At 48.2% G+C, this 12,145-nt stretch carries 7 protein-coding genes; 3 read left to right on the top strand and 4 right to left on the bottom strand.

Features of this window, described 5'->3' with window-relative positions:
* Positions 1–128: 128 nt before the first annotated feature.
* Positions 129–2,726 (bottom strand): S9 family peptidase, encoded by a 2,598-nt coding sequence (locus DW830_RS11215; RefSeq protein ID WP_233544496.1) that lies wholly within the window; start codon positions 2,724–2,726, stop codon positions 129–131.
* 310 nt (positions 2,727–3,036) lie between these two features.
* Here DW830_RS11215 and DW830_RS11210 point away from each other — a divergent pair, with 310 nt between their 5' ends.
* The 3 genes from DW830_RS11210 to DW830_RS11200 all read left to right on the top strand — a co-directional run bounded on the left by DW830_RS11210 (position 3,037) and on the right by DW830_RS11200 (position 7,917).
* Entirely contained in the window at positions 3,037–5,277 is a 2,241-nt protein-coding gene (locus DW830_RS11210; protein ID WP_233544495.1) for an outer membrane beta-barrel family protein, read from the top strand.
* 169 nt (positions 5,278–5,446) lie between these two features.
* Entirely contained in the window at positions 5,447–6,631 is a 1,185-nt protein-coding gene (locus tag DW830_RS11205) for an aminotransferase class V-fold PLP-dependent enzyme (RefSeq protein WP_119249962.1), read from the top strand.
* A gap of 113 nt (positions 6,632–6,744) precedes the next feature.
* Positions 6,745–7,917 (top strand): MalY/PatB family protein, encoded by a 1,173-nt coding sequence (locus DW830_RS11200; RefSeq protein ID WP_119249961.1) that lies wholly within the window; start codon positions 6,745–6,747, stop codon positions 7,915–7,917.
* 177 nt (positions 7,918–8,094) lie between these two features.
* Here DW830_RS11200 and DW830_RS11195 read toward each other — a convergent pair whose 3' ends face one another.
* From DW830_RS11195 to DW830_RS11185, 3 genes are all read right to left on the bottom strand, one after another.
* A complete protein-coding gene (locus tag DW830_RS11195; RefSeq protein WP_119249960.1) occupies positions 8,095–10,296 on the bottom strand; it encodes a helix-turn-helix domain-containing protein in 2,202 nt (733 codons plus the stop codon).
* A gap of 11 nt (positions 10,297–10,307) precedes the next feature.
* On the bottom strand, positions 10,308–10,820 hold the full coding sequence (locus tag DW830_RS11190) for a nitroreductase family protein (protein ID WP_119249959.1): 513 nt from the start codon (positions 10,818–10,820) through the stop codon (positions 10,308–10,310).
* A gap of 152 nt (positions 10,821–10,972) precedes the next feature.
* Positions 10,973–12,070 carry a YncE family protein gene (locus DW830_RS11185; RefSeq protein ID WP_147487257.1) on the bottom strand — a complete coding sequence of 366 codons (1,098 nt, stop codon included), beginning with the start codon at positions 12,068–12,070 and terminating at the stop codon, positions 10,973–10,975.
* Positions 12,071–12,145 lie beyond the last annotated feature (75 nt).

The raw sequence follows: 12,145 nt of genomic DNA, 5'->3' as shown, positions 1-12,145 counted from the left end.
CTTTTGCCCTTTCAGGGCGACTTTTTGTATTTGTTCTAAAACCCAGGGCGCTGCCCTGGGCTAGGAGCTTTTGGGCTTTCAGCCCGTCCTCGGTTGCCATTATCAGGACTTATGACACACCTTTTTTTTTACATTTTCTCCTCTCCATACATCTCTTTCCACCAGCTGCCATCATCCTGCAGCCACTTGGCAAACCATGCGAAGATGGTGTTCTGCCACTTGATGCGCTTTTCATAATCGATGATGTGGTGATCCTGACCATCTACCAGAACCATCGCCGTTGGACGGCCAAGGAGCTTCAAAGCCGTATAGAGCTGAATACTCTCTCCCACAGGCACATTATTATCGGCTGTTCCATGCACGAAGAGCAATGGAGTATGAATCTTGTCTGCATTGTAGAGCGGACTCTGATCTACGAAGAGATGCTTGTTGGTCCAAGGATACTCGTTCGCCATGGAAACCTCGCTGTAGCTGTATCCCCAATAGCCTTCGCCCCAATAGCTGGTATGGTCGCTGATGCCGGCATGAGAAATGGCTGCGGCAAAGAGATCGGTCTTGGTCTGAAGATACTGGGTCATGAAACCGCCGTAGCTGGCGCCGATGCAACCTATCTTCTTGCGGTTTACGAAACTATGCTCATCGCAGAATGCCTGGGTGCTGGAGATAATATCCTCAGCCACTCCCTCGCCGGCAGTATCCACATGGCGGGCAGAGAACTTCTGACCGAAACCGGTGGCTCCGCTTGGGTTCACGATCAGAACCACATAACCCATCGCTGCATAGACATGATGAGGATAGCGGCTCTGGAACATACGGGTGGTAGGACTGCAACCGCCATAGTAGTTCACCACCATCGGATACTTCTTGGAAGCATCGAAATGAGGTGGCAGATAGTAACGGCAGCAAAGGGTATCGCCACGGGAATTCACGAAGTTCCAAGCCTTGCACTCGCCCAGCTCGATGTCTTTCAGCAGACGGGCACTGAGATCATCTACGAGCAGCGACTTCTGCGCCTTGGTGCTCATCTTGTAGAGTCGGTCGGCATTGGATGCGCTCTGTCCTGAGAATGCCATTTCCGGAGCAGCCGCTGCGATGGAGAAGCTCTTGATGTTCTCCTCTGGAGTCTTGAGCAAAGTAAACTTGCCAGACTTAGGGTTCAGCTGGAAGAGATGCATGCAGTCTTTATCCTCGGCTGTAAAGTAAATATTGCCATCCGCCTTACTCCAATCCACGCTCTGCACGTTAGGATTGAAATTCTTGGTCATCGGACGAACCTTCTTATCCGCCAGATTCATCAGATAGAGCTGGGTGTCAACCATGCTAGGAATCTGTCCCTCCTCCACATTCTTTCCAATTCCATCGAAAGCCTCAGGCGAACCGGTAACGAGAATGCTCTTGCCGTCTGGAGAGAACTGGGCACTGTTCAGGAATTCACCCTTCTCTACCAGCGCCTCAACACTCATATCGTTCAGATCGAGACGATAGAGGGAGTTGAGAGTAGTAGGACGCTTGGTAAGGCGCTCCTCGCTCTTGCCGATGAGCAGATAGCGGGAATCTGCGGAAATATCGTTGAGATAAACATTATGGTAGCCGAAGGTAAGCGGCTGGAGAATGCCTGAAGCCAGATCATACTTAGCCAGATAGCTGCGGGTTCTCCATCCTGGCTGACGGTCATCAGGTTCCTTTACATCGTACACCTGAGGATCCTTCTTTCTGCCTTCCTCATAGAGCGTATAGATGAGCGATTTCTCATCTGGAGTAAACTGGAACCATCCCTCCGGAATGTTTGCCGCCAACACCTCTCGCTCCATATTCATCGGATTGATGGTAATCAGCTGAACTTCGCCATCTGCCTTTCCTTCGCCGGCAATGGAACTGTCGCTCGCCTTCTCGGTAAAATACAGTTTGTTGGTACGAGGCATCCATCTTACACTTTCCTCGAAAGAAGCAACCACCTTGTTGGTCTGACAGTTTCTCAATTCATTGACGCTATGGTTCTTGCCCTGACGATCTACCCAAGTCTTGCTCACGATCATGAACTTGCCGTTTGGCGACATCTGAACGCTCGCATAGTTAGGCATGCAGATTACATCGTATATATTAAAGGTACGCTTGGTGCTGGCAGAAGATTCGCCCACACTCAGCTGCTTGCCATCTGCCGCAGTAATGCTGATCTTGAAATTCTGATCAGCTTTCTTTTCTGAAGAAGATGATTTTTCTGATGCATTCTTTTCTGAAGCGGAAGCATCGGCAGATGAAGCGGTGAGGTACTTGATGACCACGGTATGGGTAGAAGGCATCAGGACTGTCTCTGCCTTATCGCCATTCACTTTCACCTGCTCTCCATCCACAAAGAGGCGATACTGCTTCAATCCCTTCACCTCGATGGTAGCCTGGGTACGGCTGGTGTTCGAAATGGTGAACGAAGCCAGGTGAAGAGCATTCTGCCTGCTATCAGCCAGGAGCTGAGAAGCAGCCACCTCCTTACCATTATTCAATAAGGTAAACGAGAGCGGAGAGTCGAGCATACCCTTCATCGAGAATTTCTCACCCTTCACATTCACGCTATCCGCCATCCAAGGGGTAGCTACAGGATAAGGACCTGCATGTTTCAGCTTCTGCACTTCGATGGTCTCGGCAAAGGCAGAAAGCGATGTTCCGAGCGAAGCACAGAGTGCCGCACTAAACGTAAGAGCCCTGAGACTCATTTTAGTTGATTTCATCATAACTGATTTATATTTTTATTCTATTGTTTATTCTATGATCATCCAAGAAACGCTGATTTTTCTATTTCGTTGCGAAATTACAAAATAAAGTTGAGATAAACGAATGAATGGCTTACATTTTATGCTTTTTGCAGGGTTTCTGATAAATTTATGTTATTTCAACGTTAAGGACAGCTTTCAGAAAGTTATTGTTGGGTTAAACCCTCCCAGAGTCATTGCCAGTCCAAAAGAATCTATTATCTTTGCATCGTCAAACAAACAAAAAGGCAAAAAGATAGTTAACAAACAAGGATATTTTAAAACGAAGAATATGAATAAGAAAAATATGATTTTGATGAGTACTCTGCTCGTCTGCTCGCTAGAAAGTTTCGCGCAGAGCGATGCTGAGGTCACAGATTCCCTCTGGAAAGACGTGGATCTCAACGCAGTTACCGTGGTTGCATCCAAGCCGCTGGTAAAGATGGAGACCGACAAGATGACCTACAACGTGCAACAGGATGCTGACGCCAAGGCTTCTACCGTTCTCGACATGCTGCGCAAGGTGCCGATGGTTACCGTGGATGGACAGGATAACATTACCGTGAACGGTTCATCCAGCTTCAAGGTGTATGTGGATGGAAAACCCAACCCGATGTTCTCAGCCACCCCTTCGCAGATTTTCAAGGCAATGCCGGCTACCATGGTCAAGAACATTGAGGTAATCACCAATCCGGGAGCCAAGTATGATGCTGAAGGTACGGGAGGCGTGCTCAATATCGTACTCAACAAGCAAGCCGTGAACGGCGCCGGAGGCAACGACCTCAGCAATGGCTATAATGGCAACATCAGTGCTGCTGCCGGCAACCAGACGCAGCGCATCTCCGCCTTCATCAGCGGTCAGCAGGGCAAGCTTACCTACAGTGCCAACGGAATGTACAATCATCAGCGCATGGATGGAACCACCATCTCCTTCGACCGAATCCAGAAGGATGGAAGCACGATGAACTACTATCAGAATTCGGATATGAAGCAGCCCTTCTCCATGGGCAACATCAGTCTGAGCTACGAACTCGATTCGCTGAGCAACATCAGTGCCACGGCTGGTCTGACCACCTTCAACCAGAAGATTACGGGTCACCCTCTCACGAAGATGGCAGGCGGAATCTACGGCGAAGGATTCGAATACGGCAATGAGATGAAGCAGGATATGGGCAACACCTCCTTCAACGGAAGTCTCGATTATCAGCGATTCTTCAACAAGGAGCGCACGAACTATCTCATCCTCAGCTATCTTTTCAGCACCAACCCTTCTCACACCGACAATTATACGTTCTACGACGATATCAGTCATGTGACGGCTCTCCAGCTCCACGATCTTCTCTCGAAGAGCAAGACACGCGGAACGGAACATACATTCCAGGCAGACTTCACCCATTCGCTCAGCGCCACCCAGCGTCTGAACTTCGGAGCCAAGTATATTGCCCGCATCAACAAGAGCGATTCCCGCTACTACGACGTGGCTGAAGATAAAAGCGAAACGCTGAATCCTGCCAACAGTATGGAGTATAAGAACACCCAGAACATCCTGGCTGCCTATGCTGAATGGAAAGGAAACTTCGGAAAGATTGGAACCATGCTGGGAACCCGATACGAACAGACCTGGGAGAAAGTGAAATTCGAGCAGGGCAAGGGCGACAACTTCGACAAGAACTACGGCAACTTCGTGCCGAGCGCCAGCCTCTCCTACAGCATCACTCCAGGAGTGAATCTCGGCGTGAACTACAGCATGAGAATCACCCGTCCGGGAATCACCTATCTCAACCCGTATGTAGATCGCAGTAATCCTACCGCCATCAGCTATGGTAATACAGACCTCGACGTGGTGAAGTCGCATCAGTTGAACATGGTGTTCAATTATTACAACCCTAGATTCATCCTGAGCACGACTCTAGGCTATGGATTCTGCAACAACCAGATAGAGCAGTATTCGTTCATCGATGCAGACAATCTGCTCAACACCACCTACGGCAATGTTTCGAAGACTCGCAACGCCAGTCTGAATGTCTTTGCCAACTGGCTGGTGTTCAAGAAGACGAGACTGATGCTGAACGAGAGTCTGAGCTACAACGACCTGCGCAGCGAAATCCTGGGATGGAAGAACCATGGCTGGAACAGCAGTACGATGATCAATCTGCAACAGACTCTGCCTTGGGAACTGCAATGGACGGTAGGAAGCATCATTCAGAGCAAGCAGCAGAACCTGCAGGGCTATCAGAGCGGAATGGCTTTCTTCTACTCCACCCTCTCCAAATCCATCGTCAAGGATAAGCTGGACCTGAGTCTGATGTTCCTCACACCAACCGACGACAAGCTCAACATCAAGCAGAAGACCGTGGGTTCAGACTATGTGCAGAATATGATGGTGAAGGTGCCTCTGCGCCAGATCAGTCTCACTCTTACCTGGAAATTCGGCAACACCAAGAAGCAATTCCAGCAGGCGAAATCCAACATCAAGAACGATTTCCTGGAAGAAAAGCAGGGAATCCAGACGGGTGGAATGAATGGAAACTAACAAACCCAGGAACTATCGGAAACATAGAATAGAATAATCAATACACTCTCTCGAACGAGTTGCAATGCATAAAAAAAGCATTCGCAACTCGTTTTTTTATGCTATCTATTGTCTATTTAATTTCTTTTTTGTACTTTTGCAAACAAAATATCACATAAAATCATAAAAAATGAAGAAACAAACGCAAGCCATTCATTTGGAATACGAACGCCGCGATGCTTACGATTCGCTGAGCGTTCCAGTATATAACACCCTTGCCTACGAATTCGACAATGCTGCCGTCATGGCTGAAGCATTCACCGACAAGATCAAAGCTCCCGATTACTCCCGCGTGGAGAATCCTACGGTAACCAACCTGGAGCGCCGAGTGGCAGCCCTCACCGATGCAGCCCACGCCACAGCCTTCAACTCAGGAATGGCGGCTATCAGCAACACATTCATGTCCTTGGCTGCACAGGGCAAGAACATCGTTACCTCGAAGCATCTCTTCGGCAACACCTACGCCCTGCTCGTAGCTACCCTGCGCCGTTTTGGTGTAAAGGTCCGCTTGCGCGATTTAACCAATATCGAGGAGGTACGTGAAGCCATCGATGATGACACCTGCTGCGTCTTCCTTGAAATCCTGACCAACCCACAGTTGGAGGTTGCCGACCTGAAAGCCATCTCGGAAGTGGCTCACGAAAAGAAAATTCCGCTGGTAGTGGATTCTACCGTGATTCCTTTCACACAGTTCTCGGCTAAGAATCTGGGAGTAGATATTGAGGTGGTTTCCAGCTCTAAATATGTAAGTGGTGGTGCTACTTCGCTCGGAGGTCTGGTCATCGACTACGGAACTCCTTACAACGGCGATTTCGCCAAGCGTCTCTATAGAGAAATGCTCTTCAACTTCGGCGCCTACATGACTCCACAGGTAGCTTATATGCAGACCATCGGACTCGAAACGCTCGATGCGCGCTATCGTGTTCAGAGCGGCAATGCCCTGGAACTTGCAAAAAAGCTGCGCACTCTACCTCAGATTCAGTATGTAAACTATGTAGGTTTGGAAGATAATCCTTACCACAAGTTGGCGCAGCGCCAGTTTGGCAAAACGGCGGGAGCTATGATCTGCATTGATTTGGAAAGCAAGGAAGCCTGCTTCAGTTTCCTCAACAATCTGAAGCTCATCCATCGTGCCACCAATCTCTTCGACAACCGTTCGCTCGCCATTCATCCGGCAAGCACCATCTTCGGTGCATTTTCCGAGAATATGCGTAAGTCGATGGATGTAAAAGACACCACCATCCGACTCAGCGTCGGTCTGGAAGATGTTGACGACCTCTTCGAAGACATTAAGCAGGCGGCTGAAAGTTTATAATTGATAGTTGATAATTGATAGATGATAGTTAATAGTTAATAGTTGATAGTTAAGAATTAGAGATCACCAACTGGAGACTAATCATAAAGTTCAATGTTCAAAGTTCAAAGTACATGTACGATTTCGATAAGATCATAGACCGTTCGGGCAGCGACGACCTGAAGCATGGCGCCCTGCTGCCCCGCTGGGGACGAGATGATCTGCTGCCACTCTGGGTAGCCGATATGGATTTCGAGACCCCATCTTTCATTACAGATGCCCTCAAGGCAAGATTAGAACACTCTCTTTTCGGCTACACTATGGAGCCGGAAGATTATCTGCCCAGCATCATCGACTGGGTGCATGACCACCACCAGTGGGATGTGAAGCGAGAGTGGATCCGCTTCATTCCAGGTATTGTAAAAGGTATCGGACTCGTGGTGAATGTCTTCACCCGTCCTGATGAGAAAGTCATCATCCAGCCACCCGTTTATCACCCATTCCGCCTCACTCCAGAGGGTAACGGCAGAGAGGTGGTCTTCAATCCGCTGAAGATGAAGGAGGATGGATATTACGAGATGGATTTCGAAAACCTGGAGAAAATCTATGATGAGAAGTGCAAGATCCTGATTCTCTGCAATCCTCATAATCCGGGCGGTATTACCTGGAGCAAGGAAACCCTGCAGCGACTTGCCGACTTCTGCTACGAACATCATCTGCTCGTTATCAGCGATGAGATTCATGCGGACATGGCTCTGTTCGGACACAAGCACATCCCATTTGCTTCGGTTTCCGACAAGGCGCGCAACATCAGCATCACCTTCCAGGCTCCTTCCAAGACCTTCAACATTGCTGGAATCGTAAGCAGCTACGCCATCGTTCCAAACGAAGAAATCCGCAGGAAATTCTATCCTTGGCTGAGTGCCAACGAACTGGATGAGCCAACCCTCTTCGCTCCTATCGCCACCATCGCCGCTTTCCGCAAGGGTGAGGAATGGAGAAAGAAGATGCTTGCCTATATAGAGGAAAACATCCGATTCGTAGAGGATTACTGCCGCGAGCATATTCCGGGCATTCGTCCGTTGCGTCCACAGGCTTCCTTCCTGGTCTGGCTCAACTGCCGAGACCTGCATCTCTCCCACGATGCGCTTCTCGATTTATTCATCGACAAGGCGCACCTGGCGCTGAATGATGGTGAAATGTTCGGTCCTGGCGGCGAAGGCTTCATGCGACTGAACGTAGCAACTCCTAGAAGCATTCTCAAGCAGGCTTTGCAACAGCTGGAAAAGGCTGTAGCCCAACTCTAGACCAGCCAAGAGAAGCTTTTGCCCTTACAGGGCGACAAGTTTAAATCCATTACAAAACCCAGGGCGAGTGCCCTGGGCTATGAGCTTCTGCCCTTTCAGGGCGTATGGGGCTTACCGACGAAAGTTCTATCAATCAATATAAAAAGATATAATGATTTAATGGTGAGAGGAAGACCTTTATTCCTCCTCCATTAAATCACGTACCAGTTTGATTTCGTAATAATCAATGCCGGTTCCCAATGCTTCCTTGATTTCGCTGAAATGCTCCATCTCGGGATGAGCCTCCATGAATTCACGGATTTTCTTTTCGTGGGCACTAGAAATCAACGCACGCAATCCCACCTTTCCTTCCTTTACGTATGAGGTAAGATGACCGATGATGGTGCCTTTGGTAAAACCACGTTCTGCAGCAATCTGATCCACAGTCATTCCCTGCTGATAAAGATTGAAACTCACCTCCTTGGTTGGAATCTTCGGCTCCTTCGGCTCATTTGATTTCTTCTGCTTTCTGGCTTTTCTACCAGAAGCATAACCTGCACTTGAAGACGCGCCTTCGCCCATTTCATCCAGCAACATAAACTGCGCCTTCTTCTTCAGATAATCAGTCACCGTAAACACAGCGCTGCGCTCGTATTTCAAAAGACGTTCCTTCAACTTCACATCCTCAGAAAAGACAGAGAAGCGGTCCTGGAACTGTTTCTTTGCTACCTTATTATCCGTATCGAGATTCGACTTTCTGATCAAATCGCTCAGAATACCTATCTTATCAAAGAAATACTCAGCACCCTTGTGAATACGCTCCTGCAGTTCTGCCTGAAGGATATCAGGATTCTGGGAAAGCATGCGGGTATATTGCAGACGGAACTTATCAGAAACACCTATCAGACTCTTCAGCACCACCTGCAACTTCTGATACTCGCTCACCACACGAGGATATTTGCTGTTGAAGAATTCTACCAGACAGCGCATCAGGTGCTCGTAACTTCCGCTAATAGCATAGAAATCAAAAAGCTCGCCGATGCAGTGAAGCACGTATTGCTGCTCCAGATAGCTGATCTGCTTCTGGGTAGGCGCAGCAAGTTGACTGTTGAAAGCATCCACCGTCTGACTGCTGATGATGGCTCCACGAGACAGAGGCTGACTGAGCACCATTCCCTCCAAGGTCTTGCAGCGGCTCAAAGCCACGTAGGTCTGACCATGGGTAAAGGAATGGGAAGCATCGATGATGGCGTGTTCGAAGGTAAGGCCCTGACTCTTGTGGATGGTAATCGCCCAAGCCAGGCGCAAAGGATACTGTCGGAATTTTCCCTCTACCGTCTCCTCTATCTCCTTGGTCTCCTCATTGATCGTATATTTCGCATTCACCCACTCCATCTTCTCCAGCTCAAACTCCTCATCAGAATCCTTGCTGCGCACGATGATCTTATCTCCTTCTTCATCGGGTTTCACACCGATCACCTCACCAATCATACCATTATAGAAGCGGTGCTGCGGGTCGTTCTTGATAAACATCACCTGTGCTCCGGGCTTCAGGGTAAGCATGAAATCAGCCGGATAAGATGATTCCGGGAAGTTATCCTCTACCTCTGCCGTATAGGAAAAAGCCCTGGATGGCAAGGCGGCAAGCTGCTGCTCATTGATGTACTGGGCTGGCGCATTATGAGTGGTCAGGCGGATGAAGTTACTGTTCTTCGGCGGTTCGAAATTAGGGATAAAACGCTGGTTCAATGCCTGCAAGGTAGCATCCGAAGCCCTGTTCTCCCTGATCTGATTGAGCAGGGAGATAAACTGCTCGTCCTGCTGGCGGTAAACCTTCTTGAGCTCTACGGTAAGATAGCCCACCTGCTTCAGCGCATTGCTGCTGAAGAAGAAGGGAGTATCGTAATGCTCTTTCAGAAGCTGTTCCTCCTGTGCCGTAACCACTGGTGCCAACTGCTGCAGATCGCCTATCATCAGGAGCTGCACACCGCCAAAAGGCAGGTCGTGGCGCTTGCGGTACTGGCGAAGCACCGAGTCGATGGCGTCGAGCAAATCGCTGCGTACCATACTGATTTCATCGATGACCAGCAGGTCGATGCTTCGGATGATGTTTCGCTTGAGTTTGCTGAACTGATAGCGTTTCTGTTCGCCACCTCCAAAGGTTGTACCCGGAATATATGGCGAAAAAGGAAGCTGGAAGAACGAATGAATGGTCATTCCTCCGGCGTTGATGGCGGCAATGCCTGTTGGGGCAAGCACCACCATTCGTTTAGGCGACTTCTCCTTGAGCTGTTTCAAGAAGGTTGTTTTACCTGTGCCTGCCTTGCCCGTAAGGAAGAGGTTAGCGCTGGTCTTTTCTATGATGTTCCATGCCAGGATGGATTCTTCGTTCATTTCCATTAGCTTCGTTTTTAGATTTCTTCCACGATCTCGTTCATTTCCTTGCGCTTCTTCTCGGCATGAGGACAATCCTCAGCAATATGACCGAGAGGGATAATCACTACAGCCTCGAAACCTTCACGAGGGAAAAACTGCTGCATCTTGTCTGTATCATAATTGCAGACCCAGCAGGTGCCCAGACCTCTTTCGGTGGCAGCCAGACAGAGGTGCTCGGCAGCTATTGCCACGTCAATATCTCCATGAGGCTTCTCATCGTATCTGCGAACCCAGTTCTCATTCACGTTCTTCATTCCCACAATATACATTGGGGCTGTCTTGAACCACTCACGGTCGTAGCACTCCTGGAGTTTCTCCTTAGCCTCATCCGAGCGGACGATGAGCCAATGCCAAGGCTGTCTGTTCACTGCCGATGGAGCCAGTCGCACACACTCCATGATGTAATCCACATCCTCCTGACTTACTGCCTCGGAGGTAAACTTGCGAGCCGAGAAACGCTCCTGACTCAATGCCAACATATTTTTCATACCATTTCGTTTTTATCTTATTAATATAAGGCAAAATTACAAAAAATCCCCGAAAAGCCCAAGCCTTTCGGGGATTTTCCTTCTTATCCTCCTATGATTTTCTGGAATTTCCTACTTTTCATAGGATTTCATTCTTCAGCAAGCTGATTATCTCAAGAACAACATTGAGTTGCATTAATGCCACCTGCATCGAATTTACTCTTGTACTCACCTGCAGCAGTAAAGTGACAGATGGTGCTGTTGCTAGCATAGTCTGTATATGCGAGATAGAAACTGCCATCGTATGGATTGCGCTCAATCATATATACAGTGTTACCAGCTACCTCAGCTGGGATATTCTTCAGATTCCAGGTAGAAACCTGCTTGCTCTTAGCATCGTAGATGTTGTAGGTAGTGGTGTAAGTCACCCAATTAGGTGATGTAGAATTGGTGAAGTAGAGGTTGCCATCATAAGCCATCATCTTGGTAGCGTTGGCAATATAATCGCACTTCTTAGTCTGAGGATTGTAAGTATAGACAGCTGTAGAATAATCGTAGTTGGCAGGATTATAAGATGGGCTGCCAGCAAGAACGTAGATATGATCATCGCTCTCTACGATACGCTGAGGATTGTTGACGATTTCAATAGACTCAGCCTTATCGAAAGTCTTGGTATTGATGGTGCAGAGAGTCTTGCCAGAGCCATAACCAGAACATACTACGTAGATTACATCATCTTCCTCAACAAGCTCCTCTGGGTTAGCATCTACCTTTACAGAAGCCTCCAAAGCCAAGGTCTTTGCATCGAAACGGCTTACATAGCCACCATAGCTGGAAACATAGAGCTTACCATCCTCTTCGCAGATGTAGCGAGGCTCACCCAACTTCTCATCAAAGCTGTACTCTGCCTGCTGAACACCAGAACCATTCAGCTTCAGGAGTTTCTTGGAAACATTTACTACCACGTAGATGTTGCCATCTTCCTCAATCATATCATTGGCAGTATCACCCAATCCCTTACCATTCTGAGTCAAATAGATATCCTTCTCAAAAGGCTGATCAGTCTGAGGATCCACAAAGAAGAGATGGCTATTGTTCTTACCATAGCTACCCTCTGACAGAACGAAGGCACGATACTGAGGAAGATCTACCTTAGATCCCTCCTTCCATGAATTATCCTCCTCATCATCACTACATGATGTAAAACCAGCAGCAATCATCAATCCGCAGATGATTGCCATAAACAAACTTCTCAATTTCATTTTTTTCATTTTCATTCTCTATTTGTTATATTGAATATTATTTTTTCTCACTTTCAGTTTTCTATTCAGATTTCTATTCCGTTT

The organism is Prevotella sp. AM34-19LB, from assembly GCF_003468525.1.
Taxonomy (GTDB): Bacteria; Bacteroidota; Bacteroidia; order Bacteroidales; family Bacteroidaceae; genus Prevotella.
The sequence above is the reverse complement of the archived record's forward strand: the minus strand, read 5'-3'. Positions and strand labels throughout refer to the sequence as shown.

Bases quoted from the DNA above. Each gene is read 5' to 3' on its own strand.
- DW830_RS11185 (WP_147487257.1), bottom strand. From the start codon at position 12,070: ATGAAAAAAATGAAATTGAGAAGTTTGTTTATGGCAATCATCTGCGGA.
- DW830_RS11205 (WP_119249962.1), top strand. From the start codon at position 5,447: ATGAAGAAACAAACGCAAGCCATTCATTTGGAATACGAACGCCGCGAT.
- DW830_RS11200 (WP_119249961.1), top strand. From the start codon at position 6,745: ATGTACGATTTCGATAAGATCATAGACCGTTCGGGCAGCGACGACCTG.
- DW830_RS11210 (WP_233544495.1), top strand. From the start codon at position 3,037: ATGAATAAGAAAAATATGATTTTGATGAGTACTCTGCTCGTCTGCTCG.
- DW830_RS11215 (WP_233544496.1), bottom strand. From the start codon at position 2,726: ATGATGAAATCAACTAAAATGAGTCTCAGGGCTCTTACGTTTAGTGCG.
- DW830_RS11190 (WP_119249959.1), bottom strand. From the start codon at position 10,820: ATGAAAAATATGTTGGCATTGAGTCAGGAGCGTTTCTCGGCTCGCAAG.
- DW830_RS11195 (WP_119249960.1), bottom strand. From the start codon at position 10,296: ATGGAAATGAACGAAGAATCCATCCTGGCATGGAACATCATAGAAAAG.